Origin of the sequence: Variovorax boronicumulans NBRC 103145, from assembly GCF_001591345.1 — a bacterium.
GTDB lineage: Bacteria > Pseudomonadota > Gammaproteobacteria > Burkholderiales > Burkholderiaceae_C > Variovorax > Variovorax boronicumulans.
Genome location: NZ_BCUS01000071.1, coordinates 1 through 26,044, shown reverse-complemented (window position 1 = coordinate 26,044; position 26,044 = coordinate 1). Strand labels below are relative to the sequence as shown.

General features: G+C 68.7%; 25 protein-coding genes. 10 read left to right on the top strand and 15 right to left on the bottom strand.

Going from position 1 to position 26,044, the window contains the following annotated elements:
* Positions 1 to 104: 104 nt before the first annotated feature.
* Together VBO01S_RS19855 and VBO01S_RS19850 are read right to left on the bottom strand one after the other, a co-directional pair.
* Entirely contained in the window at positions 105 to 1,298 is a 1,194-nt protein-coding gene (locus VBO01S_RS19855) for a phosphoglycerate kinase (RefSeq protein WP_062478287.1), read from the bottom strand.
* 92 nt (positions 1,299 to 1,390) lie between these two features.
* Positions 1,391 to 2,299, bottom strand: coding sequence for a LysR family transcriptional regulator (locus VBO01S_RS19850; RefSeq protein WP_062478283.1), 909 nt, complete (start codon positions 2,297 to 2,299; stop codon positions 1,391 to 1,393).
* A 90-nt stretch (positions 2,300 to 2,389) separates the two neighbouring features.
* Between VBO01S_RS19850 and VBO01S_RS19845 the strand changes: the two genes are divergently transcribed.
* The 6 genes from VBO01S_RS19845 to VBO01S_RS19820 are packed head-to-tail and all read left to right on the top strand — an operon-like array spanning position 2,390 to position 7,913.
* Complete coding sequence (locus VBO01S_RS19845; RefSeq protein WP_062478280.1) at positions 2,390 to 2,944, top strand: VOC family protein; 555 nt, start codon at positions 2,390 to 2,392, stop codon at positions 2,942 to 2,944.
* A complete protein-coding gene (locus tag VBO01S_RS19840; RefSeq protein ID WP_062478277.1) occupies positions 2,937 to 4,058 on the top strand; it encodes an alpha/beta hydrolase family protein in 1,122 nt (373 codons plus the stop codon). The genes VBO01S_RS19845 and VBO01S_RS19840 overlap by 8 nt, the downstream gene beginning before the upstream one ends.
* A 7-nt stretch (positions 4,059 to 4,065) precedes the next feature.
* Positions 4,066 to 5,721, top strand: a complete 1,656-nt coding sequence (locus VBO01S_RS19835; protein WP_062478274.1) for an FAD-dependent oxidoreductase — start codon at positions 4,066 to 4,068, stop codon at positions 5,719 to 5,721.
* Complete coding sequence (locus VBO01S_RS19830; protein ID WP_062478271.1) at positions 5,718 to 5,936, top strand: DUF2783 domain-containing protein; 219 nt, start codon at positions 5,718 to 5,720, stop codon at positions 5,934 to 5,936. The genes VBO01S_RS19835 and VBO01S_RS19830 overlap by 4 nt, the downstream gene beginning before the upstream one ends.
* A complete protein-coding gene (locus VBO01S_RS19825) occupies positions 5,933 to 6,898 on the top strand; it encodes an MBL fold metallo-hydrolase (RefSeq protein ID WP_062478268.1) in 966 nt (321 codons plus the stop codon). The genes VBO01S_RS19830 and VBO01S_RS19825 overlap by 4 nt, the downstream gene beginning before the upstream one ends.
* A gap of 40 nt (positions 6,899 to 6,938) precedes the next feature.
* Positions 6,939 to 7,913 carry a Bug family tripartite tricarboxylate transporter substrate binding protein gene (locus tag VBO01S_RS19820; RefSeq protein WP_062478265.1) on the top strand — a complete coding sequence of 325 codons (975 nt, stop codon included), beginning with the start codon at positions 6,939 to 6,941 and terminating at the stop codon, positions 7,911 to 7,913.
* A 10-nt stretch (positions 7,914 to 7,923) separates the two neighbouring features.
* Here VBO01S_RS19820 and VBO01S_RS19815 read toward each other — a convergent pair whose 3' ends face one another.
* From VBO01S_RS19815 to def, 5 genes are read right to left on the bottom strand one after another with little or no spacing between them, the layout of a single operon-like run.
* Complete coding sequence (locus VBO01S_RS19815) at positions 7,924 to 8,262, bottom strand: AzlD domain-containing protein (RefSeq protein ID WP_062478262.1); 339 nt, start codon at positions 8,260 to 8,262, stop codon at positions 7,924 to 7,926.
* Positions 8,259 to 8,999 (bottom strand): AzlC family ABC transporter permease, encoded by a 741-nt coding sequence (locus tag VBO01S_RS19810; RefSeq protein ID WP_062478259.1) that lies wholly within the window; start codon positions 8,997 to 8,999, stop codon positions 8,259 to 8,261. Before VBO01S_RS19810 ends, VBO01S_RS19815 begins: the two co-directional genes overlap by 4 nt.
* Positions 8,999 to 9,955 carry a methionyl-tRNA formyltransferase gene (gene fmt / locus VBO01S_RS19805; protein WP_082818206.1) on the bottom strand — a complete coding sequence of 319 codons (957 nt, stop codon included), beginning with the start codon at positions 9,953 to 9,955 and terminating at the stop codon, positions 8,999 to 9,001. The genes VBO01S_RS19810 and fmt overlap by 1 nt, the downstream gene beginning before the upstream one ends.
* Positions 9,952 to 10,449 (bottom strand): hypothetical protein, encoded by a 498-nt coding sequence (locus tag VBO01S_RS19800; protein WP_056577158.1) that lies wholly within the window; start codon positions 10,447 to 10,449, stop codon positions 9,952 to 9,954. The genes fmt and VBO01S_RS19800 overlap by 4 nt, the downstream gene beginning before the upstream one ends.
* On the bottom strand, positions 10,446 to 10,967 hold the full coding sequence (gene def, locus VBO01S_RS19795; RefSeq protein ID WP_062478254.1) for a peptide deformylase: 522 nt from the start codon (positions 10,965 to 10,967) through the stop codon (positions 10,446 to 10,448). Before def ends, VBO01S_RS19800 begins: the two co-directional genes overlap by 4 nt.
* A 160-nt stretch (positions 10,968 to 11,127) precedes the next feature.
* Here def and VBO01S_RS19790 point away from each other — a divergent pair, with 160 nt between their 5' ends.
* The 3 genes from VBO01S_RS19790 to VBO01S_RS19780 are packed head-to-tail and all read left to right on the top strand — an operon-like array spanning position 11,128 to position 14,123.
* A complete protein-coding gene (locus VBO01S_RS19790; RefSeq protein ID WP_062478252.1) occupies positions 11,128 to 12,351 on the top strand; it encodes a LysM peptidoglycan-binding domain-containing protein in 1,224 nt (407 codons plus the stop codon).
* A 33-nt stretch (positions 12,352 to 12,384) separates the two neighbouring features.
* Positions 12,385 to 13,527, top strand: coding sequence for a DNA-processing protein DprA (gene dprA, locus VBO01S_RS19785; RefSeq protein WP_062478249.1), 1,143 nt, complete (start codon positions 12,385 to 12,387; stop codon positions 13,525 to 13,527).
* Between the two features lie 59 nt (positions 13,528 to 13,586).
* Positions 13,587 to 14,123 (top strand): Smg family protein, encoded by a 537-nt coding sequence (locus VBO01S_RS19780; RefSeq protein ID WP_062478246.1) that lies wholly within the window; start codon positions 13,587 to 13,589, stop codon positions 14,121 to 14,123.
* A 55-nt stretch (positions 14,124 to 14,178) separates the two neighbouring features.
* On the opposite strand, the gene VBO01S_RS19775 is transcribed toward VBO01S_RS19780, so the two are convergent.
* The 5 genes from VBO01S_RS19775 to VBO01S_RS19755 form a co-directional block, all read right to left on the bottom strand.
* Positions 14,179 to 16,575 (bottom strand): DUF1631 family protein, encoded by a 2,397-nt coding sequence (locus VBO01S_RS19775; RefSeq protein WP_062478243.1) that lies wholly within the window; start codon positions 16,573 to 16,575, stop codon positions 14,179 to 14,181.
* A gap of 112 nt (positions 16,576 to 16,687) precedes the next feature.
* Positions 16,688 to 17,650 carry a protein translocase subunit SecF gene (gene secF, locus VBO01S_RS19770; protein WP_062478240.1) on the bottom strand — a complete coding sequence of 321 codons (963 nt, stop codon included), beginning with the start codon at positions 17,648 to 17,650 and terminating at the stop codon, positions 16,688 to 16,690.
* 18 nt (positions 17,651 to 17,668) lie between these two features.
* Positions 17,669 to 19,552: a protein translocase subunit SecD gene (gene secD, locus VBO01S_RS19765; protein WP_062478237.1), complete on the bottom strand. Its 1,884-nt coding sequence runs from the start codon at positions 19,550 to 19,552 to the stop codon at positions 17,669 to 17,671.
* 89 nt (positions 19,553 to 19,641) lie between these two features.
* A complete protein-coding gene (gene yajC, locus VBO01S_RS19760; RefSeq protein ID WP_062478234.1) occupies positions 19,642 to 19,977 on the bottom strand; it encodes a preprotein translocase subunit YajC in 336 nt (111 codons plus the stop codon).
* A gap of 258 nt (positions 19,978 to 20,235) precedes the next feature.
* Positions 20,236 to 23,847, bottom strand: coding sequence for an indolepyruvate ferredoxin oxidoreductase family protein (locus VBO01S_RS19755; protein ID WP_062478231.1), 3,612 nt, complete (start codon positions 23,845 to 23,847; stop codon positions 20,236 to 20,238).
* Positions 23,848 to 24,025: 178 nt separating this feature from the next.
* Between VBO01S_RS19755 and VBO01S_RS19750 the strand changes: the two genes are divergently transcribed.
* Complete coding sequence (locus tag VBO01S_RS19750) at positions 24,026 to 24,502, top strand: Lrp/AsnC family transcriptional regulator (protein ID WP_062478228.1); 477 nt, start codon at positions 24,026 to 24,028, stop codon at positions 24,500 to 24,502.
* Between the two features lie 76 nt (positions 24,503 to 24,578).
* Here the strand turns inward: VBO01S_RS19750 and VBO01S_RS19745 are convergent, their stop codons facing one another.
* The 3 genes from VBO01S_RS19745 to VBO01S_RS19735 form a co-directional block, all read right to left on the bottom strand.
* Positions 24,579 to 24,938: a hypothetical protein gene (locus VBO01S_RS19745; protein WP_062478225.1), complete on the bottom strand. Its 360-nt coding sequence runs from the start codon at positions 24,936 to 24,938 to the stop codon at positions 24,579 to 24,581.
* A gap of 97 nt (positions 24,939 to 25,035) precedes the next feature.
* The gene (locus tag VBO01S_RS19740; protein ID WP_062478222.1) at positions 25,036 to 25,425 is read right to left on the bottom strand and encodes a roadblock/LC7 domain-containing protein; all 390 of its coding nucleotides are present in this window, start codon (positions 25,423 to 25,425) and stop codon (positions 25,036 to 25,038) included.
* Complete coding sequence (locus VBO01S_RS19735) at positions 25,422 to 25,964, bottom strand: GTP-binding protein (protein WP_062478219.1); 543 nt, start codon at positions 25,962 to 25,964, stop codon at positions 25,422 to 25,424. The genes VBO01S_RS19740 and VBO01S_RS19735 overlap by 4 nt, the downstream gene beginning before the upstream one ends.
* Between the last annotated feature and the right edge of the window lie 80 nt (positions 25,965 to 26,044).

The window sequence follows — 26,044 nt, the reverse complement described above, 5'->3', positions numbered from 1 at the left end:
AAGGGGGTCTCCGTTTTGTATTCGCTACTGTATACACTTTGTGTGTCGAACGGAAGTCAGTCGCCACGGGGGATTTCCCTCCCGTGGCCGGACCGCCGCCGGAATCAGCCGGCCGCGCGCTTGGCCAGGATCTCGAAGGCCGGCAGGGTCTTGCCCTCCAGCACCTCGAGGAAGGCACCGCCGCCGGTCGAGATGTAACCGACCTGCTTTTCGATGCCGTACTTGGCGATGGCCGCCAAGGTGTCGCCGCCGCCGGCGATCGAGAAGGCGCTGCTCTCGGCAATGGCTTGCGCGATGGCCTTCGTGCCGCCCGCGAAGGCGTCGAACTCGAACACGCCGACCGGGCCGTTCCAGACGATGGTGCCGGCTTCGCGCAGCTGCGCGGCCAGGATGGCGGCCGTCTTCGGGCCGATGTCCAGGATCAGGTCGTCGTCGGCCACGTCGGTGGCGGCCTTGACGGTGGCGGGCGCGTCGGCCGCGAAGGTCTTGGCCGTGACCACATCGACCGGGATCGGCACGTCGGCGCCGCGCGCGCGCATGGCGTCGATCACGGCCTTGGCCTGATCGAGCAAGTCGGGCTCGGCCAGCGACTTGCCGATCTTCAGGCCCGCGGCCAGCATGAAGGTGTTGGCGATGCCGCCACCGACGATCAGCTGATCGACGTTGGCCGACAGGCTCTTGAGGATGGTGAGCTTGGTGCTGACCTTCGAGCCCGCCACGATGGCGACCAGCGGGCGCTTGGGCTGGGCCAGCGCCTTGGTGATGGCGTCGATCTCGGCCGCCAGCAGCGGGCCGGCCGCGGCCACCTTGGCGAACTGGGCGATGCCGTAGGTGGTGGCTTCGGCGCGGTGGGCGGTGCCGAAGGCGTCGTTCACGTAGATGTCGGTGAGCGCGGCCAGCTTGCGGGCCAGCGCTTCGTCGTTCTTCTTCTCGCCCTTGTTGACGCGGCAGTTCTCCAGCAGCACGACCTGGCCGGGTTTGACGTCGACGCCGTCGACCCAATTGGCCACCAGCGGCACTTCACGGCCGAGCAGCTCGCCCAGGCGCTGGGCGACGGGGGCCAGCGAGTCTTCGGGCTTGAACTCGCCTTCGGTCGGGCGGCCCAGGTGCGAGGTGACCATCACGGCCGCGCCGGCGTCGAGCGCCAGCTGGATGCAGGGCACCGAGGCGCGGATGCGCGTGTCTTCGGTGATGCGGCCGGCATCGTCTTGCGGCACGTTGAGGTCGGCACGGATGAAGACGCGCTGGCCGGCGGCCTTGCCTTGCGCACAGAGGTCGGTGAATCGAATGACGTTCATGGGTCTGAGGATGGTGAAAGACGGGACTGCCCGCATTGTAGTTTTCGCCCTCTGGCGCCCCTGCGCGTCTCTTGCGGGGCGGTGATGCTTTTTCAGGCCTTCGGCTGCGCGGTCGCGAACTGCTCCAGGATGCCGACGAAGCTCGCCGCCGCGGGCGACAGCGAGCGCCGCGCCGCGCTGTACACGCACACCTCGCGGTGGAAGTCGGGCGACTCGAGCCGCACCATCTGCAGCCCGTGCGCGCGCACCAGCGACGCCGAGTAGGTCGGGCACACGGTCAGCCCCAGCCCCGAGGCCACCATGCCCAGCGCGGTGGTCATGTACGACACCTCCTGCGTGCCCGGCCGCATCAGGAAGGCGCGCTCCTCGGCCCCCAGCTCGGGCAGCACGCGCTGGCGGAAGTCGCGCGTGGGCGCGATGAAGGTGTAGGGCCCCAGCTCGTGCCAGCGCACCTTGCGGCGCTTGGCAAAGGCGTGGCCGGGCGGGCAGATCAGCCAGTGGCGGTCGCGGAACAGCGTGCGGCGCTCGATGGCGGCGGCGTCCACCGCCACGTCCTGGCCCACGGCCAGCTCGACGTCGCCGGCCGCCACGCCCAGCAGCAGGTGCTCGGGCAGCGTGTCGGCCAGGCGCACGTCCACGTCGGGGTACGCCTCGCGGTAGGCGGCGATCACGCGCGGCATCAGCGTGCAGGCCATGAGCTGCGGCGCTGCGAGCCGCAACAGCCCTTTCTTCTTGTCACGCAAATCGGTCACGCCCGCGACCGCGCTCGTGAGGTCGCCGAGCAGCCGGTGCACCGACGGCAGGAACTCGCGCCCCGCCTCCGACAGCTGCACGCGCCGCGTGTTGCGGTCGAGCAGCTGCACGCCCATCTCGCGCTCGAGCTCGCGCACCAGCACGCTGAGCGCCGACTGCGTGAGGTGCAGCTGCCCGGCGGCGGTGGTGAAGCTGCCGGTTTCGGCCACGGCGGCGAAGGCGCGCAGCTGGCGCAGGGTGAGGTTCATATATACGGTTATTTCATCAATCGATGAATTAATTTCGATTGCATCATAAGACGCGGCATTGCCCAATCGCGCCCTCAACGGAGACACGACATGCCGACGACCGCCACCCCCACGGCGCCCCCACCCATTCGCGGGCTGCACCACTTCGCCTGGCGCTGCCGCGACAGCGAGGAAACCCGCCACTTCTACGAAGACCTGCTGGGCCTGCCGCTGGCCCACGTCATCAAGAACGACCGCGTGCCGAGCACGGGCGAGTACTGCCCCTACGTGCACATCTTTTTCCAGATGCGCGACGGCGCGTACATCGCCTTCTTCGACCTGGGCGACGACACCGCTGCGCTGCCCTCGCCCAACACGCCTTCGTGGGTGAACCACATCGCGCTGCGCGTCGACTCGGTGGCCGACCTGCTGGCCGCCAAGGCGCGGCTCGAAGGCGCGGGCATCGAGGTGCTGGGCGTGACCGACCACCACATCATCGAGTCGATCTACTTCTTCGACCCCAACGGCATCCGCGTGGAACTCACCACGCCGACCGTGCCGCAAACCGAGATGGACGCACACGCGCGCCATGCCCACGCCGACCTCGACGCGTGGACCGCGCGCAAGGCGGCGCTTCGCGCAGCGAAAGGCGCGTCGCATGTCTGAGCTGCAACTTGCCGTCATCGACGTGAAGCCCGGCGCGGCCATGGACAGCCAGTCGGGCCTGCAGCTGCTACGCCCGCGCATCTACGGCGCCTTCCGCGCGCCGCCGGGGCCGAAAAAGATCGCGGCCATCGTGATGCACCCAACCAGCAACTTCATGGGCCACTACCTCATCGGCCCGCTGGCCGAGCGCGGCATCTGCTGCATGGGCCTGAACTCGCGCTTCGTCGGCAACGACACGGTGCTGCTGATGGAGCGTGCGATTCAAGACCTGGGCGCCGGCGTGCAGTACCTGCGCGCGGCCGGCTACGAGAAGGTGTTCCTGGTCGGCAACTCGGGCGGCGCCGCGCTCTCGGCCTTCTACCAGGCGCAGGCCGAACAGCTCACGGCCACGCACCTGCCCGACGGCGACCCGACGCACCTGCACGCCAGCGACCTGCCCCCAGTGGACGGCCTCGCGCTGTGCGCCGCGCACCTGGGCCGCACGCGGCTCATGCGCGACTGGATCGATCCCTCGGTCACCGACGAGCACGACCCGCTGTCGGTCGACCCCGCGCTCGACATGTACGACCCGCGCCACCGCGTGCCCTACGAGGCCGAGTTTCTCGCGCGCTTCAGCGCGGCGCAGAAGGCGCGGATGGACCGCATCGAGCAGTGGTGCCTCGACCGCCTCGCGCTGTTGCGCGGCACCCCCGGCGCGCCGCGCGACCAGACCTTCGTCGTCTACCGCACGCACGCCGATCCGCGCTGCGTCGACCTGTCGCTCGATGCGAACGCGCGCCTGCCCGGCAGCGTCTGGGGCGATGCGCGGCAGGTGAACTATGCGGCCAACGCGATGGGCCGCACCACCTCGCTCACCGCGTTCCTCTCGCAGTGGTCGTCGCGCTCGCAGGCCGACGGGCCCACCAACCTCGCGCGCACCACGGTGCCCAAGCTGCTGCTGACCTACACCGGCGACCAGTCGACCTTCCCGAGCACGCGCGATGCGTGGATGGCCGCGGGCGGCGCGCGCATCCGCAACGTCGACATCGTCGGCGGCAACCACTACCTGGCGGGCCAACCCGAGCTGATCCCGCAAGCGGCGGACGCCATCGCCGAGTTCGCACACGCGCTGTAGAAGAGCCATGGAAAACTTTGCATTCGCACCGGCCTACGAGTTGCCGGTCTGGCCCTTCACGCCACCGCCCGAGCTGAACGGCACGGCCGTCGTGCGCCATCCGATCGTGATCGTCGGCGCCGGCCCCTCGGGCCTCACGCTGGCCTGCGACCTCGCGCAACGCGGCGTGCGCGCTGTGCTGCTCGACGAGGACGACACCGTGGGCGTGCGCGGCGCCTCGTCGCGCGGCATCTGCTATGCGCAAAAGAGCCTGGAGATCTTCGAGCGCCTGGGCATCTACGAACGCATCGCGGCCAAGGGCATCACCTGGTCGTTCGGGCGCACCTTCTCGGGCGACCAGGAGGTCTACAACTTCAACCTGCAGGCCACGAGCGTCTCGAAGCAGCCGCCCTTCGTGAACCTGCAGCAGTTCTACATCGAGTGGTTCCTGGTCGATCGCATTCTCGAACTCGACGTGACCGACCTGCGCTGGAAGAACCGCGTGACGCGCGTCGAGCCGCTGGCCGACGGCGTGCGCATCGACATCGAGACGCCCGCCGGCAGCTACACGATCGAGGCCGACCACCTGATCGACGCCACGGGCGCGAACAGCCCGATCCGCACGCAGCTCGGCGTGGCATCGCATGCCTCGCGCAGCACCGACCGCTGGTGCATCAGCGACGTGCGCTTCGAGAAGCCGTTGCCCACCGAGCGCTGGACCTGGGTCGACGCGCCCTTCAACGAAGGCCGCGGCGTGTGGCAGCACCTGATGGCCGACGGCGTGTGGCGCATCGACTACCAGATGCCCGAAGACTGCGACCCGGCCGAGATCAGCCGCCCCGAAGTGGCCGGCGCGCGGCTGCGCGAACAGCTCGGGCCCGACGTGGCTTTCGAGTTCGTGTGGATCGGCCCGTACGGCTACCGCGACCACCTGCTGGAGCGCTTCCGCCACGGCCGCGTGTGCTTCATCGGCGATGCCGCGCACGTGGTGAGCCCCTTCGGCGCGCGCGGCGGCAACACCGGCATCCAGGACGCGGCCAACCTCGGCTGGAAGCTCGCGTTGGTCGCGCAAGGGAAGGCCGGCGATGCGCTGCTCGACAGCTACGACGCCGAGCGCCGCCCGGCCGCGCAGGAGAACCTGACGGTCACGAGCCGCTCGGCGCGCTTTCTCGCGCCGCGCTCGCCGGCCGAGCACACGCTGCGCCGCGCCGTGGTGGCGCTGGCCAAGCGCCACACCTTCGCGCGGGCGCTGGTCAACACGGGCCGCATGTCGGTCGCCAACGACTACCCCGCCGCGCCGCTGCTGCCCGAAGGCGCGCGCACGGTGCAGAACCTGCCGCTGTATTGGGCCGACGGGCGCGAGACCACGCTGATGCAGCTGCTGGCCGAGGGCACGCAGTGCCTGGGCCTTTGGTTCGCGCCGACGCGCGCGCAGGCGCAGGCCGCATGCGATGCGACGGCCGCACTGCCGCTGCGCCTGCTGGCCGTGGGCGGCGACAGCGGCCTGCCGACCTTGCAGGCCGACGAGACGCTGGCGCGCCACCTCGGCATCGACCCCAGCGTGGGCGGCTTCGTGCTCGTGCGCCCCGATGCCTACCGCGCTGCCGTGCTTGTGCAGGCGGCACCCGACACGGTCACCGCCGCCGTCCGCACGGCGCTCGCACTCACCGCTTCGTCCCCATGATCACCGAGCCCCGCATCCCCGACCCCGACGGCTTCTACGCCGCCCTGCTGGCCGCGCACGAAGGCCGCACCGAGGCGCAGAGCGCCGACCTCAACGCCCGCCTCGTGCTGCTGCTGGCCAACCAGTGCGCCGACCAGGCCGTGCTGCTCGCGTGCATCCGCGCGGCGGCCGAGGCCGGCGACGACATCCCCACGACCACGACAACACCGCCATGACCGCCACCGTCTCTTTCGCTTCCGCCTCCGACACCCGTGAGCAGAAGCCCCGTCTGCAGGAACTCGCCCCGGGCGCCTACGGCTACATCAGCGACTTCGATCCCAACTGCGGCTTCGTCGTCGGCGAAGAGCAGGTGGTGCTGATCGACACCCGCCCCACCCCGCGCATGGCGCGCGACTTTCTCGCGGCGATCCGCAGCGTGACCGACAAGCCGATCCGCACCATCGTGCTCACGCACTACCACGCGGTGCGCGTGATGGGCGCGAGCGCCTTCGACGAGGTGCAGGAGATCGTCGCCAGCAACGGCACGCTCGACTGGATCCGCACGCGCGGCCAGGCCGACTTCGAATCGGAAGTCGGCCGCTTTCCTCGCCTGTTCGCGGGCGTGGAAGAGATTCCGGGCCTGACCTTCCCGACCACGGTCTTCGAGCGCGAGATGACGCTGCCGCTGGGCGGCGGCCGCGAGCTGCAGTTGATGGCACTGGGCCGCGGCCACTCGGGCGGCGACACCGTGGCCTGGCTGCCCGACAGCGGCGTGCTGTTTGCGGGCGACGTGGTCGAGAACCACTGCGGCGTGTACGCGGGCGACGCCTACATCGGCGACTGGGCCGGCACGCTCGACGCGGTGCGCGCGCTGCAACCGCGCGTGCTGGTGCCCGGGCGCGGCGCGGTGCTGCAAGGCGAAGCCGCCTGCGCCGAGGCGATCGGGCTCACGAAAGACTTTCTCTCGACGCTGCTCGACAGCGTGCGCGCGGGCATCGCCGCGGGCGAGACGCTCAAGGGCTGCTTCGCGCGCGCCGAGGCGGCCATGACGCCGCGCTTCGACGGCTGGCCGGTGTTCCAGCACGTGCTGCCTTTCGACGTCTCGCGCGCGTACGACGAGCTGCGCGGCATCGAGCACCCGGTCGTGTGGACCGCCGAGCGCGACCGCGAGCTCTGGCAGATCCTGCGCGGCACCTGAGCCGCCCTCTTTTTCAACAAAGCAACGGAGACAACAAACGATGAAACGCTTCCTTCCCCTGCTGGCCGCGACCCTCGCGCTCGCCGCCGCACCCTTCGCGTCGGCGCAACCGGCGGCCTACCCGAGTCAGCCCGTGAAATGGATCGTGCCCTACGTGGCCGGCGGCGGCACCGACAACCTCGCGCGCTCGCTGGCCGAGGCCATGCAGCCCTCGCTCGGCCAGCCGCTGATCATCGACAACCGCCCCGGCGCGTCGACCAACATCGGCGTGTCGGTGATGATGCAGGCCAAGCCCGACGGCTACACGATCATGCAGGCCGAGAACGCGGCGCTGCTGTTCAACGAGCACATGTTCGCCAAGCTGCCCTACAAGCCGGCGACCGACTTCACCTACATCGGCACCATCGGGCGCTTCCCGGTGGCGCTGGTCGTGCACCCCGACTTTCCCGCGAAGAACGTGGCGGAGTTCGTGCGCTACGTGAAGGCCAACCCCGACAAGGTGAGCTACGCCTCGCCCGGCAACGGTTCGCCGCACCACATGGCGATGGAGCTGTTCAAGCAGAAGGCGGGCCTGACGATCACGCACGTGCCGTACAAGGGCGCCGCACCCGCCATGACCGACGTGATGGGCGGCCAGGTGCCGACGATGATGCTCGACCTGGCCTCGGGCCTGCCGATCATCAAGTCGGGCAAGGTGCGCGTGCTGGCCATCGCGCTGCCGCAGCGCGCCAGTGCGTTGCCCGAGGTGCCGACCTTCGTCGAGGCCGGCTTCAGCGACGTCAACGCCTACGCCTTCCACGGCCTGATCGGCCCGGCCGGCATGCCGCCCGAGGCCGTGGCGCGCATCAACACCGAGCTGCACAAGGCGATGAAGGCACCGAAGGTGGTGAAGCTGTTTGCGGAGTTCGGCTTCGAGGCGCTGCCAGGCACGCCGCAGGACTTCTACAAGCTCTCGCGCGCGGAGAGCGAGCGCTGGGGCAACATCATCAAGACCGCCGGCGTGAAGCTCGACTAGTCTGAGCCGATCACCAGCCCAGGCCGAGGTGCAGGGGCAGGTAGACGGCCATGCCGGCCAGCATCGTGCCGAGCACGCCGCGCCGCCAGAAGTAGTAGGCGCCGCCGACGACCGCCGCGTAGAGGCGGGCGTCGTGCAGCGTGGTGATCAGGTGGCCCTGCGTCATCACGATCTCGGGCGCGATCACGCCGGCCAGCGCGGCGGCCGGCGCGTAGTGCAGCGCGCGGTGCGCCCACTCGGGCAGGCCCCAGGGCCGGTCGAGGATGAAGAAGAAGCAGCGCGTGAGCACGGTGACGCCGGCGAGGCCGGCGATCACGGCCAAAGACCACCAGTCGGTGCCGCCGCTCATTTGTCGTCCTCCGCGTCGGGGTCGAGCCCGAACTGCTTTTCGAGCCAGAAGCACAGCAGCACGGCCACGCCGATCGCGACCACGATGTTGAGCTTGAGCGGCAGCGCATAGGCCGCGACCGCCGTGGCGCCCGCGATGAGCGCGGCCAGCACGCGCAGCCGCGTCGTCGCCATCGAGCAGACGATGGCCACCAGGCTCAGCACGCCGGCAAAGCCCAGGCCCCAGGTCTGCGGAATGAGGTTGGCCAGCGCGATGCCCAGCAGGCTCATGCCCATCCACGCGCACCAGGTCACGAAGTAGTTGCCGGTGAGGTAGGCCTCTTGCGCCAGCCGCTCGGCGGGCGTGGTCGGCGGGGCCGTGTACTGCTTCGTGAAGAGCGCGTAGCTCAGGTCGGCCGTCAGGTAGCCGTGCAGCAGGCGGCGCCAGCGCGGCATGTGCATGAGGTAGGGCCGCAGGTGCAGGCTGAACACCACGAAGCGCAGGTTGACGCAGAAGCCCGTCGCCAAAATCACCCAGGCCGGCGCGCCCGCGGCCAGCAGCGGGATGGCGGCCAGCTGCGAGCTGCCGGCGTAGACGAACAGGGTCATCGCCACGGCCTCGAGCACGCTCATGTCCGACTTGACCATGGCGACGCCGGTCATCAGGCCCCAGGCGCCGATGCCGAGCGCGGCCGAGGCCATGTCGCGCATGCCGGCGCGGAACTCGGGCTGGCGGCGCAGCGTGGGCGAGAGGAACATCAGCCGAAGACCTGTCGGGCCTTCAGGTCGAAGCCGCGCAGGAAATCGGCCGCAGGCAGGCGCTTGCCGCCCGGGCGTTGCAGTTCGGTGAGCACCACGGTCGCATCGGCGGCCGCCACGGCGACACCGGTGGCGTCGGCCGAGACGATGGTGCCGGGCGCGGCACCTGCAGGGCCGGCCGCCACGTGCGCGGCCCAGAGCTTGACGGTCTCGCCGCCGAGCGGGCTGTTTGCGCCGGGGAACGGATCGAAGGCCAGCACGCGGCGCACGATGGCGGCGGCCGGCTGCGTCCAGTCGATCAGCGCTTCGTGCTTCTCGACCTTGTGGGCGTAGGTGATGCCTTCGGTGGGCTGCGGCGTGCGGGTGAGTTGCCCGATCTGCGCCAGCGCCTCGACCACCATGCGGCCGCCGAGCGCGGCCAGCCGGTCGTGCAGGCGGGCGGTGTTCTCGCCGGGGGCGATGTCGAGCGCCTCGCGCAGCAGCATGTCGCCGGTGTCCAGGCCCGCGTCCATCTGCATGATCGTGATGCCGGTCTGTGCGTCGCCGGCCTCGATGGCGCGGTGGATCGGCGCCGCGCCGCGCCAGCGCGGCAGCAGGCTGGCGTGGATGTTGAGGCAGCCGTGCGCCGGCAGGTCGAGCACCCACTGCGGCAGGATCAGCCCGTAGGCCGCGACCACCATCACGTCGGGCTGCCACGCGAGCAGCGTGTCGCGCGCGGCGGTGGCCTCGTCGGGGTACTTGCCGTCGAGCCGCAGGCTGCGCGGCTGGGCGACGGGCCAGTTGTGGGCCACGGCGCACTGCTTGACGGGTGACGCCTGCAACTTCATGCCGCGGCCGGCGGGCCGGTCGGGCTGGCTCATCACGCCGACGATGTCATGGCCGGCGGCGGCAATGGCCTCCAGGGCGACGCGCGCGAACTCGGGCGTGCCCGCAAAAACGACTTTCAACGCGCTCAATCCCGGATCCGTTCGAATTCGAGGTCATCCCCCGTGTGATACCGGCGCACCACGCCGGTGGGGTCGATGTAGATATAGAGCATGCGGCGCTCGTTGATGGCCTTGTAGCGCCAGGTCCAGACGGTACCGTCGAAGGAACTGACGCGGCTGATTTCGTAGGGCTTGCCGTAGAAGGCCAGCACCTCGTTCTGGCGCCAGCGGTCGACCTGGATGTCGTGGCCGAAGCGCGCCTCGGTGAGCACCTGGGTCACCGAGACGACCTTGCCGGACGCGTCGAGGTCGATGTCGACCACCTCGAAGCCGGCCGGCATGCGCGAGTACTGCAGGCGCTCGCCGCCGCCGTTGAGCGGGTAGCGGCCGGTGGGCGCGCCCAGGCGCTGCAGGGTCTCGGCGGCGGAGGTGCCGGGCTGGATGCGCGTGGGTTCGCTGACGCAACCCGCCAGGAACAACAGTCCGGCGGCGGCCAGCGAGGACCACGCAGCCCGGTGGCTCATGCCCGCGCTTCTTTCATGCCCTCGCGCTGCTGCTTGAGGAGCTTGCTCTTGATGCGGTTGCGCTTGAGCGGCGACAGGTATTTGACGAACACCTTGCCCATGAGGTGGTCGAGCTCGTGCTGGATGCACACGGCCAGCAGGCCGTCGGCCTCGATGGTGTGGGTGTTGCCGTCGGCGTCGAGCGCCTGGACCTTCACCGAGGTGGAACGCATCACGCCGTCGTAGATGCCGGGCACCGAGAGGCAGCCCTCTTCATTCAGCACCTTTTCGTCGCTGGCCCAGGTGATTTCGGGGTTGATGAGCACGATCGGCTCGTTGCGCTCTTCAGAGACGTCGATCACGACCACGCGCTCGTGCACGTCGATCTGGGTCGCGGCCAGGCCGATGCCGCTCGCGTCGTACATGGTTTCCAGCATGTCGGCGACCAGCGTCTTGATGCGCGCGTCCACGCCCTGCACCGGCTTGGCCACCGTGTGCAGGCGCTTGTCGGGGTAACTCAGAATGATTCGTTTGGCCATGAAATCGGGGGGAAGTTGTGGCTATTTTCGCCAATTCCGCGACGCGTCGCGGCGCATTGACGCGAAAACGTTGCCCTTGCAAGGGCTTCGGGCGCAGAATTCGTAGCAAATTGTGAGATTCGTATGCGCCACGATACTTCGTGCGCTCACCCATCCAGACATGACACAGCCCAGCTCCACCGAACACCAGCGCCCGACCTTCTTTGCCTTCTGGACGGCCGCCCTGGCGGTGGCCGGCAGTTGCGGCGCCACGGCGGCCTGGGCGCAGACAACCTACCCCGTCACGCCCCAGCAGCGCGCCACCGCCCAGCAGACCGCCCAGGCCGGCGTGCCGCTGAGCGAGCTGTCGCCGAAGGCGCCCGACGAGTACACCGTCAAGCCCGGCGACACGCTCTGGGCCATCTCGCGCCTGTACCTGCTGCGCCCCTGGCGCTGGCCGGAGCTATGGGGCATGAACATCAACGAGATCCAGGACCCGCACCGCATCTACCCGGGCCAGGTGCTGTACCTGGACAAGAGCGGCGGCCGCGCCCGCCTGACCACGCGCCGCGGCGTCTCTGGCGGCGATGGCGGCACCATCAAGCTGTCGCCGCGCACGCGCTTCGACTCGCTCGCCGGCATGGCCCTGCCCACGCTCAACCCGAGCCTGATCGAGCCCTTCCTCAGCGAACCCATCGTGGTCGATGCCAACACGCTCGACGCCGCACCGCGCATCGTGGCCGGCAACGACAGCCGCGTGCTGCTGTCGCGCGGCGACCGCGCCTATGCGCGCGGCAACGCCGAGTCGCCGCTGGTCGAGAAGCCGGGCCCGGTGCAGCACTACCGCATCTTCCGCAACGCCACGCCGCTGAAAGACCCTGGCACCGGCGAAATCCTCGGTTACGAGGCGCAGTACCTGGGCAAGGCCCAGCTGCAGCGCGGCGAATCGACCACCATCGAGACGACCGGCGACAAGGACGTCATCACCGTCGTGCCGGCCAGCATCGACATCATTGCGTCGCGCGAGGAAATGCGCGCCGGCGACCGCCTGCTGCCCGAGCCCCCGCGCCAGCTGCTGAGCTACGCACCGCGCGCGCCCTCCACCCAGGTGGACGGCCGCATCGTGTCGGTCTACGGCAACGCGGTGCAGTACGCCGCGCAGAACCAGGTCGTGGCCATCAACAAGGGCACGCGCGACGGCGTCGACAACGGCCACGTGCTGGCCATCTTGAAGAACGGCGAGACCATCCTCGACCGCACCGGCGCACGCAAGGAAACCATCAAGCTGCCGAACGAACGCATCGGACTGCTGATGGTGTTCCGCACCTTCGAGAAGGTCTCGTACGCACTCGTGCTCGAAATCAACGACACTCCCCGCGCCGGCGACTTCCTCGTCAATCCCTGACACGCGCCTGAGGCTTCTTTCTCGCACACTCGTTTGGAACGCGCAGAACTCGCAGGCTGGCTGCGACTTTCACTGACCCCAGGCGTCGGCGACGGCGCCGCACGCCGCCTGCTGGCGGCCTTCGGGCTGCCTGACGCGATCTTCGCGCAGCCCGAGGCAACGCTGTGCGAAGTCGTCAGCACCGCCCAGGCCGCCGCGCTCAAGCAGCCGCCCTCCGGCCTGCAAGCGCAGGTCGACCAGACCTGGCAATGGCTGCACCCCGCGGACGACCCCACCGGCGGCGCCATCACGCGCCGCGTCGTGACGCTCGGCGACGCCGGCTACCCGGGTTCGCTGCTCGAGATGGTCGACCCGCCGCTGATGCTCTACGTGCTCGGCGCCGCCGCCTTCGACCTCACGCAACTCGGCCGCAGCCTTGCCGTGGTCGGCAGCCGCAACCCGACGCCGCAGGGCGCCAGCCATGCGCGCGCCTTCGCACGGGCGCTGGGCGAAGCGGGCTTGCCCGTGGTCTCGGGCCTGGCACTCGGCATCGACGGCGCGGCGCATCTGGGCGCGCTCGACGCGGCCGGCGACGCCCCGGTGCTCGCCACGGTGGCCGTGGTCGGCACCGGCCTGGACCGCGTGTACCCCGCACGGCACCGCGACCTGGCGCACCGCATCACGCTGCAGGGGCTGATCGTGAGCGAGCTGCCGCTGGGCACGCCGCCGCTCACGCAGAACTTTCCCAAGCGCAACCGCCTCATCGCGGGCCTGGCGCGCGGCACGCTGGTGGTCGAGGCGGCGCTGGCGTCGGGCTCGCTCATCACCGCGCGGCTCACGTCGGAGCAGGGCAAGGAAGTGTTCGCGATCCCGGGCTCGATCCACTCGCCGCAATCGCGTGGCTGCCATGCGCTGATCCGGCAGGGTGCGAAGCTGGTCGAGTCGGTGAACGACATCCTCGAAGAGCTGCCGCCGCTCGCGCCGGCCGCTCGCACGGTCGCCAGCGACACACCGTCGTCGGCCCCGGAGCATCCGCTGCTCGATGCCCTCGGCTACGACCCGGTGAGCCTCGACGCATTGAGCGCGCGCACCGGCTGGAGCGCGGCCCAGCTGCAGGCGAAGATGCTCGAGCTTGAACTCGACGGGCATGTCTCGCGGTTGCCCGGCGGCCTGTTTCAAAGAGCAGCCGTCGGCTGACGCACGAAGTGCACGAAAGCCTGGGGACACACGACAGATTCCTCGGCTATATTGGGCCCATGTTCGAAGTGCTCGTGTTTGTGTATGAAAACTACTGGCGCGGCGATGCCTGCCCCGAACCCGAACAGCTGGGCCGCAAGCTCAGTGCGCACGGCTTCGAGGCGGAAGAAATTCGCGACGCCCTGCAGTGGCTCGACGGCCTGAGCCTTGCCACGCAAGGCCTGCAGTTTGAACACCAGGCCAGTGAAGGCGATGACGACAACGCCATCACCACTGCCCGCGTCACGCTGGGCGGCGCGCCCGATGCGGCGCTGCCCCAGTCGAGCCAGTCGATGCGCGTGTACTCGCCGTCGGAGCAGGAACACCTCGGCGCCGAGTGCCTCGGCTTCATCCGTTTTCTCGAACTTTCGAACGTGCTGCCCTGCGGCCTGCGCGAGATCGTCGTCGAGCGCGCGATGGCCGCCCCGGGCGACCCGGTGGCGCTGGACGAACTCAAGATCATCGTGCTGATGGTGCACTGGAGCACCGGCATCGAGCCCGATGCCCTCGTGCTCGACGAACTCTGCGAGAGCCGCGAAGGCCGTACGGCACACTGAGCTCGCCTCCGAGCTGCGCGCACTTCCCCACAGACGAGAGCAGCCGCGCGGCTGACTAGTTCAGCAGCCGCTCGGGATTCGCATCGAGCTTCGCCAGCGCTTCGCGCGTCGCACGTGCCGTGAGCGTTTCTTCCTCGGCCGGCACCAGCAAGCCGGCCTGCAGGTACATCGCCAGCCGTCCGGCCTGGATGAGGAAGCTGCGGCCGTCGGCCGAGGCGAACAGGTGCAGCTGCTTGCGGTCGCTGCGCCAGACGAACTGGACCTGGGTCACGCGGTCGTTGTGGTCCAGCATGAACCAGTTGCCGACCTGCAGCTCGTGGGTCCACGCGAGCATGTCTTCGGCCACCTTGACGCCGGCGGTGTCGGAAATGACCTCGATCGCGGTCGCGTCCACGCCGAGCAGCAGCTCGATGCTCTGGGCGTCCAGCGGCAGGCTGGAGGCGCTGCCGTCGTCGGTCACGAAGTCTTCCAGGTGGGCCAGCCGCTCGGCCATGGCCTCGATCTTGGCCTGGGGAATGGCCTCGGTCTTCGACATGAAGGCGTCGGTGAGCGTGGCGCCGATGGTCTTGATGTGGCCTTCCTGCGGCTCGCCGACGATGCCCAGCAGGTCCATGCCCTGACGCAGGCGCTGCAGCAGCTGCGGCAGGTCTTGGATCACGCGGGCGCGGTCGGCGCGGTTGGGCTTGGCGCTCGCGGCCCAGACCAGCTCGGAGGCCACGCGCTTGAGCATCACGGTGTGCTCGCCCTGTGCGCCGTAGCGCAGCGCGGCGATGGCCAGCACCTCGGCCCAGACCTTGAACAGGAACTCGCGGATCTCGTCGCGCACCGGCATGTCGTTGAGCATCTTGCGCAACTCGATGGTGTACTGGATCGCCATCGTCTCCTTCTGCTCGACCTGCTGCGCCACGCTCATGACGCGCTGCGTGGCGTCGCTCTGCGTGAGGTAGCGGCTGAGGAAGGCGACGAACTCGTCGAACACCAGCTTGAACACGCGCTGGCCGGTCTCGGGGTACTGCTCGATCACCTGCACCACGCGCTTGATCTCGTTCTCGAGCGCGCTGCCGGTGATGGCCGCGGCGTCGAAGCCCATCACGCAGGAGCCCATGCGGTCGATCAGCATGCGCGCGGGGTGCTGCAGGGTGCCGAAGAATTCGGGCTCGGCGATGGCCACGCGCAGCACGGGCATCTGCAACCGCGCGAACCAGACGCGCGCGGAGAACGGAATGCGCTCTTCCGCGAGGATGGCCTGGAACATCAGCGCCACGATCTCGACCGTGGCCTTGTCGGCCGTGGTGGGCGCGCGCTTCTTGAGCTCGGCGGTGCGCCGGCGCAGGTCGACGGCGGTCTGCTGGATCAGCGTGGCCTGCTCGCCGCCGCCGTCGATGTACTGCGTGGCCGCCATGCGGTAGGCGACCTCGGCATCGGCGATGGCGCCGGCGAAGGTGCGTGAAAACACGCGGGGCGCGGCCACGCCGCCACCGGTGCCGGTCGTGCCACCGCCCGGTTGCGAGGCGCCGGCCTCGCCGCCGATGCGCGCGGCGACAAAGCGCTTGAGGCTCAGCAGCGCGGTCTGCGCGCGCTGCCGCGCGAAGGCGAGCGGCGAGCTGCCCATCATCGAGCTGGAGGCCGGCCCCGACGACGGCACGGACGCCGCATGCGAGGCCTGGAAAGCGAAGCCCGGACGCTGCGGCTGCGATGGCTGCTGGCCGTGCGGCACGGCCGCACCTGCCGGCGAGCCCTGCCCCATCGGCATGCTCGACGACACCGGCATGCCCATGGACGACGGGCCGCCGCCCGAATCGCCCGTGCGGCGCACGAAGCTCTTGAGGTCGATTTCGGGCATCACGCCCTGCGCGATCAGGAAGGCGTTGGCGCTTTCGTAGGCCTTCACGACCACATCCGCCAGGGCCTGCTGCGCCGTGCCCTGCACGCGGCCCCAGGCCTCGCGGCTCAGGCCGGCGGCCAGCCACTGTTCCACCAGCAGCTTGGCCAGGGTCTCGGGTTTCAGCACGTCCCGGGCGTCGAGCTCGTTCGTGCCTTCGAGGTGCTGGATGCGCAGGCGCAGGTCGCTGAGTTCGAAGCTGGCCTTGTCGTGGATGGTCTGTGCGAGGCGCGAGGCGAGGATGTTGCTCTCGACCACCTCGTCGCCGATGAGCTCCAGCCGCAGCGCCGCGGGGGCCGACGAAGTGCCGCCCGCCGGGCCCGTGCCCAACGCCTTGCGCCAGCCGGTCTGCGCCAGCGACACCCACTGCGAGGCATGCCCCTGGAACGCCACGAGGTCGTCGCGGCTTTCCTGCATGGTGCGCGCGCTGCCGACATCGGAGGCCACCGCGGTCAGCCGGTCGCGGATGGCCTGGGCCAGCGGAGCGATCGCGCCTTCCGTGGCCGCCACGAAACGCTCACGCGCCTCGCGTGCGAGCTGCAGGGAAGAAGCGGACCGCGCAGTGCTCATTGATGGATCGGAAAGGCCGGAGAGAACGGTTCATCGGCGACAGCCCCGAGCTTGCATCGGGATGCGCCACCGCACAAGTGCGGGTGACGCGAAGCTGGCGCCGAAGTATCCCTCAGACGACGGCGCCGGCGTTCGGGTCGTCGCCGCCGGAGTCGCCGTCGCGCTTGACCGGCGGACCCTTGATCAGGTCCTCGCGCTTCACGCCCAGCCACATCGCGATCGCGGCGGCCACGAAGCACGACGAGTAGATGCCGAAGCAGATGCCGATGGTCAGCGCCAGCGCAAAGTAATGCAGCGTGGGGCCGCCGAAGAAGAACATCGACAGCACCACGAGCTGCGTGGAGCCGTGGGTGATGATCGTGCGGCTGATGGTCGAGGTGATCGCGTTGTCGATGACTTCGGTGGTCGTCATCTTGCGGTAACGACGGAAGTTCTCGCGCACGCGGTCGAAGATCACGACCGACTCGTTCACCGAGTAGCCCAGCACCGCCAGCACCGCCGCCAGCACCGCCAGCGAGAACTCCCACTGGAAGAAGGCGAAGAAGCCCAGGATGATCACCACGTCGTGCAGGTTGGCCAGCACGGTGGACAGCGCGAACTTCCACTCGAAGCGGAACGCCAGGTAGATCATGATGCCGATCACCACCATGGCCAGCGCCTTGATGCCGTTGGAGGTCAGCTCGTCGCCGACCTGCGGCCCGACGACCTCGATGCCGCGCTGCGTGGCCGACGGGTCGACCGACTTCAGCGCCTGCATGACCTGCGCGCTCTGCTGGTCGGAGCTCATGCCCTTCTGGGTGGGCAGGCGGATCTGCACGTCACGCGAGGTGCCGTAGTTCTGCACCTGCACTTCGGGATAGCCGAGCTTGGTGACGGCCTCGCGCACCTTGCCGATGTCGGCCGATTGCTCGTAGGCCACTTCCATCACCGTGCCGCCGGTGAACTCCACCGACAGGTGCAGTCCGCGGTGGAACAGGAAGAACAGCGCCAGCGCAAAGGTTGCGAAGGAAATGATGTTCAGCACCAGGGCATGGCGCATGAACGGGATGGTCTTGTGGATGCGGAAGAATTCCATGGCGATGGTCCTCGGCCGTTACTTGGTGTCGACCACGGCCGTGCCGTCGGTCTTGGGCCGCCAGACGGTGCCGATCGACACAGACTTGAGCTTCTTCTTCTGGCCGTACCAGAAGTTCACGAGGCCACGCGAGAAGAACACGGCGGAGAACATCGAGGTGACGATGCCGATGCAGTGCACCACCGCGAAGCCGCGCACCGGACCCGAACCGAAGGCCAGCAACGCAATACCGGCAATCAGCGTGGTCACGTTCGAATCGAGAATCGTGCCCCAGGCGCGGTCGTAGCCCGCGTGGATGGCGGCCTGCGGCGAGGCGCCGTTGCGCAGCTCTTCGCGCACGCGCTCGTTGATCAGCACGTTGGAGTCGATGGCCACGCCGATGGCCAGCGCCATGGCCGCGATGCCGGGCAGCGTGAGCGTGGCCTGCAGCATCGAGAGAATGGCGACCAGCAGCATCAGGTTCACGGCCAGCGCGATCGACGAGAACAGGCCGAACAGCGCGTAGTAGGCACACATGAAGACCATGATGGCCAGGAAGCCGTACATCACGCTCTTGAAGCCTTTTTCGATGTTGTCGGCGCCGAGCGTCGGGCCGATCGTGCGCTCCTGGATGATCTCCATGGGCGCGGCCAGCGAGCCGGCGCGCAGCAGCAGGGCCAGGTCGCTGGCTTCGGCCACCGTCATCGAACCCGAGACCTGGAAGCGGTTGCCCAGTTCGCCGTTGATCGACGGGGCCGTGAGCACTTCGCCCTTGCCCTTCTCGAAGATCAGCATGGCCATGCGCTTCTTGTAGTTCTCGCGGCTGACGTCGCGCATGATGCGACCGCCCTTGGCGTCCATGGTCAGGTCGACCTTGGGCTGGTTGCTCTGCTGGTCGAAGCCGGGCTGGGCGTCAGTGAGGTTCTCGCCGGTGACGAGCACCTGCTTCTTCACGATCACCGGGCGGCCACCGCGGTCGAGGAATTTCTCGGAGCCGAAGGGCACGGGCGCGCCGCTCAGCTCGGCCGCGCGGCCTTCGGCGCTTTCGTCGACCATGCGCATTTCGAGCGTGGCGGTGCGGCCCAGGATTTCCTTGGCCTTGGCCGTGTCCTGCACGCCGGGCAGCTGCACGACGATGCGGTCCAGGCCCTGCTGCTGGATCACCGGCTCGGCCACGCCGAGTTCGTTGATCCGGTTGTGCAGGGTCGTGATGTTCTGCTTGAGCGCGGCGTCCTGCAGGCGGCGGGCCGCCTCGGGCTTGATGGTGGCGGTCAGGCGCCAGTTGGTGCCGTCTTGCGTGTCGGTGGTGCTGAGGTCGGGGAACTGGTCCACGATCAGGCGCTTGGCGGTCTCCAGCGAGGCCGCGTCGCGGAAGGTCACCTCGACGGTCTGGCCGTTGCGGCTGACCTGGGTGCCGCGGATGCTCTTGTCGCGGAAGGTGGTGCGCAGGTCGCTCGCGAACGATTCGGCCTTCTTGTCGATGGCGCCCTTCATGTCGACCTGCAGCAGGAAGTCGACGCCGCCGCGCAGGTCCAGGCCCAGGTACATCGGGAACGCATGCAGCGACGTGAGCCACTTGGGCGAACGCGACAGCAGGTTCAGCGCCACCGTGTAGGGCGGATCGCTGGCGTCGGGCACCAGGGCGCGCTGCACGACGTCGCGCGCCTTGAGCTGGTCGTCGGTGGTGGTGAAGCGGGCGCGCAGCGAGCCGGCGTCCAGCGTCACCAGGTCGGGCGTCAGGCCGGCCGCCTTCAGCGCCTCCTCGACCCGGGTCTGGGTGGCGGCATCGACCTTGACGGTCGTCTTGGCCGCGGACACCTGCACCGCGGGTGCCTCGCCGAAGAAATTGGGCAGGGCGTAGATGAGCCCCACGAGCAGCACGATCACGATGATCGTGTACTTCCAGACCGGGTAACGGTTCATGAGAAGGCGCTTTTCACAAGCGTTTCAGAAATGGAACACGGCGTGACTTGGGGCCCTGCGCCCTGAAGCGCAAGGTTCAGCTCACGCTTTTATTGCTTGACGGCGCCCTTGGGCAGCACCTGGACCACCGCGCTGCGCTGGATCTTGATCTCGACGCCGTTGGCGATTTCCAGGCCGAGGTACTGGTCGTTCAGCGAGGTGATCTTGCCGAGCACGCCGCCTGCCGTGGCGACTTCGTCACCCTTGGCCAGGGCTTCGATCATGGCGCGGGCCTCTTTCTGGCGCTTCATTTGCGGGCGGATCATGACGAAATACAGCACCACGAACATCAGCACCAGCGGCAGCATGCTGCCCAGCGAAGACAACATGTCGCCACCACCGGCGGCTGCGGGCGCGGTTTGAGCGAAAGCAGAGGAAATGAACAAGAGAGTCTCCAGCAGAGGGAAGAGAGAAGAAAAAGACTTCAGATGCGCGGGCCGGGCCCGCGGTTCCGCGCCCACGAGGGATGCGGGCCGCAAGTCAAAGGCTCGGCGGGGGAGGCCGCGCGCAGTCGGGCATTGTATTCGGCGCGGATGGCCGTTTCGCGCCCTTATCCGGCGCACCCCCGAGGGCTTTCAGCTATCGTTTAAATAGCAAAGAGCGCCGCAGGGGCGCTCTTTGTCAGGGGAAACGGGCCTGGCGGATCAGGCTGCCGCGCGCTGCGCCTGGGGGTTGCGCCACTTGCCCATCAGCTCGGTCCAGCGGGTGCGGGCCGCCGCCAGGTTGCGCTCCTTGACGTGGCCGTAGCCGCGGATCTGCTCGGGCAGGCTCGCGATCTCCAGCGCCAGCGCGTGGTTGTCGGCGCGCAGGCCCTTGAGCACTTCCTCGATGCTGGCGCGGTACTCGCCGATGAGGGCGCGCTCGGTCTTGCGTTCCTCGGTGCGGCCGAAGACATCGAGCGCCGTGCCGCGCAGGCCCTTGAGCTTCGCCAGGAAGCGGAAGCCCGTGAGCATCCAGGGGCCGAACTTCTGCTTCTGCAGCTGGCCCTTGGTGTTCTTCTTTGCAAGCAGCGGCGGCGCCAGGTGGTAGTTGAGCTTGTAGTCGCCCTCGAACATGCCCTCGACGCGGTCCAGGAACGTGCGGTCGGTGTGCAGGCGGGCGACTTCGTACTCGTCCTTGTAGGCCATGAGCTTGAACAGGTAGCGCGCCACCGTTTCGGCCAGTCCCGTGCTCTTGCCGACGGCCGACTCGACCTGCTGCACGCGGCCGACGAAGGCCTTGTATTCCTCGGCGTAGGCGGCGTTCTGGTAGCCGGTCAGGAACTCGGCGCGGCGCGCCACCAGGGCCTCGACCGTCTCGCGCTTCTTGAACTCGATGATCTGGCCCGGGCGCACGCGCTTTTGCAGCTCGTCCGGACGCACGGCGGCCTGGCGGCCCCACTCGAAGGCGGTCTTGTTGTTCTCGATGGCCACGGCGTTCAGCTCGATGGCGCGCATCAGCGACTCGTGCGCCAGCGGCACCCAGCCCTTTTGCCAGGCGTAGCCCAGGATCATCGGGTTGACGTAGATGGTGTCGCCCATCAGCGCGGTGGCGGCGGCATCGGCGTCGAAGGCGCCCAGGCCGTCGATGCCCACGGCGCGCGCAATTTCAGCGGCGCAGGCGTCTTCGGGGTTCTGCCAGTTGGCGTTGCGCACGAAGGCGGCCGTGGGCGCGCTGTGGCTGTTGAGCGCCACGTGCGTGCGCCCTTCGCGCATGCGCGCCATGGTCTCGGCGTTGATCGTCACCAGCGGGTCGCAGGCCAGGATCAGGTCGGCCGCCGCGGTGCCCACGCGGGTGGTGCGGATGTCGTCCTGCGTGTCGCCGATGAGCACGTGGCTCCAGGTGGCACCGCCCTTTTGCGCCAGGCCCGCCGCGTCCTGCGTGACGATGCCCTTGGCCTCGATGTGCGCGGCCATGCCCAGCAGCTGGCCGATGGTGATCACGCCGGTGCCGCCGACGCCGGCCACCACCACGCCCCAGACCTTGCCGCCCGCGAGCGACGGAATGGCGGGCTCGGCCAGCAGGCCGAACTCGGCCGGCGTGGCCGCCTTGTTCTTGCCCTTCTTCTTGAGCTGGCCGCCTTCGACGGTGACGAAGCTCGGGCAGAAGCCCTTCAGGCAGCTCATGTCCTTGTTGCAGCTGCTCTGGTTGATGGTGCGCTTGCGGCCGAATTCGGTTTCCAGCGGCTCCACCGAGAGGCAATTGCTCTGCACGCTGCAGTCGCCGCAGCCTTCGCAGACCAGCTCGTTGATGACCACGCGCTTGGCCGGATCGACGGCCGTGCCGCGCTTGCGGCGGCGGCGCTTCTCGGTGGCGCAGGTCTGGTCGTAGATGATGGCCGTGGTGCCGGCCATGGCGCGGAACTCGCGCTGGATGTCGTCCAGCAGGTCGCGGTGCTTCACCTGCACGTGGTCGCCCGGAATGCTCACGCCCTCGTACTTCTCGGGCTCGTCGGTGACGATGACGACCTTCTTGGCACCTTCGGCGTGCAGGCTCTCGGCAATCTGCAGCACCGAGTGGCCCTCGGGGCGCTCGCCCACGGTCTGGCCGCCGGTCATGGCGACCGCGTCGTTGTAGAGGATCTTGTAGGTGATGTTCACGCCCGCCGCGATGCTCTGGCGAATGGCGAGCAGGCCGCTGTGGAAGTACGTGCCGTCGCCCAGGTTGGCGAAGATGTGCTGATCGGTCGTGAAGGGCTGCTGGCCGACCCATGGCACGCCCTCGCCGCCCATCTGCGTGAAGCCGATGGTGGAGCGGTCCATCCAGGTCGCCATGAAGTGGCAGCCGATGCCGCCCATCGCGCGCGAGCCTTCGGGCACGACGGTGCTGGTGTTGTGCGGGCAGCCCGAGCAGAACCAGGGCTGGCGCGTGGCGTCGGCCACGCTGGTGGACGCCTGCTGCACCACCATCGCGCGTTCCTTGGCCTCCAGGATGGCCAGCTGCGCGTCGATGCGCGCGGCCATGTCGGCGCCGGCAGCGGCCAGCAGGCCCGTCTTCTTCAGGCGCCCGGCGATGGCCTTGGCGATGAGGGCCGGGTTCAGGTCGGCGTTGGCACGCAGCAGCGTGTGCGAGGTCGGATTGGGCATCGACCATTCGCCGCCCGAGTAGCCGTCGTCCGTGGAGCTGGCGCCTTCGTCGAACTTGCCGACCACGTTGGGGCGCACGTCGGAGCGCCAGTTGTAGAGCTCTTCCTTGAGCTGGTATTCGATGACCTGGCGCTTTTCCTCGACCACCAGGATTTCCTGCAGGCCGGTGGCGAATTCGCGCGTGAGCTGCGCCTCCAGCGGCCACACCACGCCCACCTTGTGCAGGCGAATGCCCAGCTGGCGGCAGGCCGCGTCGTCCAGGCCCAGGTCGATGAGCGCCTGGCGCGTGTCGTTGTAGGCCTTGCCGCTGGCCATGATGCCGAAGCGGTCGTTCGGGCCTTCGATCACGTTGTGGTTCAGGCGGTTGGCGCGGATGTAGGCCAGCGCGGCGTACCACTTGTAGTGCATGAGCCGGGCTTCCTGCTCCAGCGCATGGTCGGGCCAGCGGATGTGCAGGCCGCCGGGCGGCATCTCGAAGTCGGTGGGAATGACGATGTCGACGCGCTCGGGGTCGATCATGGCCGTGGCGCTGGACTCGACGATCTCCTGGATCGTCTTCATGCCCGACCACACGCCCGAGAAGCGGCTCAGTGCGAAGGCGTGGATGCCCAGGTCCAGGATTTCCTGCACGTTGGCCGGGAAGAACACCGGCGTGCCGCAGGCCTTGAAGATGTGGTCGCTCTGGTGCGCGGCCGTGCTGCTCTTGGAGATGTGGTCGTCGCCGGCCACCGCGATCACGCCGCCCCAGGCGGTGGTGCCGGCCATGTTGGCGTGCTTGAAGACGTCGGAGCAGCGGTCCACGCCCGGGCCCTTGCCGTACCAGATGCCGAAGACGCCGTCGAACTTGTTGGTGCCCTGCGGCGAGAAGCCCAGCTGCTGCGTGCCCCACAGCGCCGTGGCCGCGAGCTCTTCGTTCACGCCGGGCTGGAAGACGATGTTCTGTTCCTTGAGGAACTTGCTGGCCTTCCACAGCGCCTGGTCGTAGCCGCCGAGCGGGGAGCCGCGGTAGCCGCTGATGAAGCCGGCGGTGTTCTTGCCGACCTGCTTGTCGCGCAGGCGCTGCAGCATCGGCAGCTTGACCAGGGCCTGGACCCCGCTCATGAAGGCGCGCCCGTAGTCGAGGCTGTATTTGTCGTCGAGCGTGACGGTTTCTAGCGCGCGGCGAATGTGCTCGGGCAGCGGGGCGTTCATGTTCTCTGTCTCCGTATTGGCAGGGCTTTGTGGGCCTGGCTGAGGGGTGTGGGTCTGTGCCCGGTAGGGCGCAAGCCCATGGTGACGCAAAGTGTATGCCGGGGTCTGCGACAGGTGTTTGCGTTTTTTGCCTCGGAAAAACGACTTTCAGAAAGAATCTTGCTTAACATCCACCCCTATGGAAAGCATTGACAAGTTCGACCTCGCTATCCTGCAAGAACTGCAGACCGATGGCCGCCTCACGAACGCCGAATTGGCGCAGCGCGTGGGCCTGTCGGCGGCGCCCTGCTGGCGCCGCGTGCGGGCGCTGGAAGACGCCGGCTTCATCAAGGGCTACCGCGCCGAGATCGACCGCCACAAGATCGGGCTGGGCGTGCTGGCCTTCGTGCGCGTGGACACCGAGCGCGTCACCCACGAGGCCACGCGCAAGCTCGAGGACGCGATCCGCAAGATGCCCGAGGTGGTGGCCTGCCACTACATCAGCGGCACCGGCACCTTCGAGCTGCAGGTGGTGGCGCAGGACCTGAACGGTTTCTCGGCCTTCGCGCGGCAGAACCTCATGAACCTGCCGAACGTGAAGGACCTGCACACCAGCTTCTCGCTGGGCGAGGTGAAGGCCAACAGCGCGCTGCCGCTGGGGCACCTGGCGAAGTAGCCGCCTTTTAAAAAAAAGAAAAGGGCCGCCTCCCGCGAAGGAGCCGGCCCGACGGCGATGCGCCTTGGCGGACTGATTAGAAGGTGATGTCCTTCTCGACGTCCTGCAGCTTGCGGCGCGCCAGCGCCAGGTTCGACTTCGCCTTGTCGAGCACGAAGTAGATGAACACGCCTTCCTTCTGCGCCATCGGGCGCAGCAGGTGGTACTGCTTGCCCAGCGTGATCAGGATGTCTTCGATGGTGTCGCTCAGGCCCAGCGCGCGCATCGTCTTGAGCTTGGCACGCATCACTTCGGTGTTGCCGGCGGCGGCCACTTCAAGGTCCACGCCGGAGCCGGCGGCGCCCAGCATCATGCCGCTGGCGGAGTCGACCACGGCAGCGCACAGGGCGCCGTCGGCGGTCAGGAGGGTGTCGAGGCTGGTCTGGATCGAGGCCATGTCAGTAAGTCCTGTGAGTGAAATTCATGCGAATGAAAAAAGAGGGTGGAGACGTCGCATGCCAATCCGTCCCCGCCCGTGAATTCGTGGGTGAGGCCTAGGGCTGCGGCGCCTCGAGCGCCCGCACGCAGGCCGCCGTGCGGTACATCGCCTGCGCGAGCACCGCGTCGGCGTCGGCGATGACGTTCACCACCAGCGAGGTCTCGCCGCTGTGCACCGGGCTGACGAGCGCAAAGCCGTTGTCGGTCGCGACCGTGATGCAGGTGCAGCGGCCCAGGCGCGCCTCCTGCGACACCACGGCGCCGATGGCGGCGATCGAGCTGGCCATGGCGGCGATGCGCGCGGGCTCGATGTCGCGCCGGGCGACGCTGGCGATCTCGAAGCCGTCGGGCGTGGCGACCACCACCGAAGCGATGCCCGTGACCTCGTCGAGCACGCGGCGGGCCTCGACCGCGGCGCGCAGCTTCAGGGCGTGGGGGATCTTCATGGCGCGGCCTCCTCGTCGAGCACTTCGATCTGCATCAGCAGCGTCTCGATCAGCGCGACCACGTCGTCCTTGCGGCGCGGATCGACCGCCAGCAGCGGCAGCACCAGCCCGCGCGCCGCCAGCGCCTGCGCGTAGTCGTCGAGCGTGGGTGCGGGATGCGAGGGCAGGCGGCTCACGCCCACGGCGCAGGGCATGCGCTCGAGCGCGCCGGCGAAGCCGTCCAGGTACTGGGCCAGGTCGGCCATCGGATCGGGGCGGCTGTTGTCCAGCAGGATCGCCAGGCCCAGCGCGTCGCGCACCAGGATCTTCCACATGAAGTCGAAGCGGCTCTGGCCCGGCGTGCCGTACAGGCGCAGCCGGTCGCCGTTGTCCAGCGTCACCTGGCCGAAGTCGAGCCCCACCGTGGTGGTGGCCTTGGCGACCGAGGTGTCGGCGTTGGCGACCTCGGTGGCGATCGGCGCGGTCTCGCTGATGGCCGCGATGGCCGTGGTCTTGCCCACGCCCATCGGACCCGTGAAGACGAGCTTGAAGTCCCTCATGCCGGCGCCCTGCTCAGGCCAGCCCGAGGCGTCGGCGGATGCGCGAGAGCAGGCCCCGCTTGTGCTGCGCGGCCTCGCCG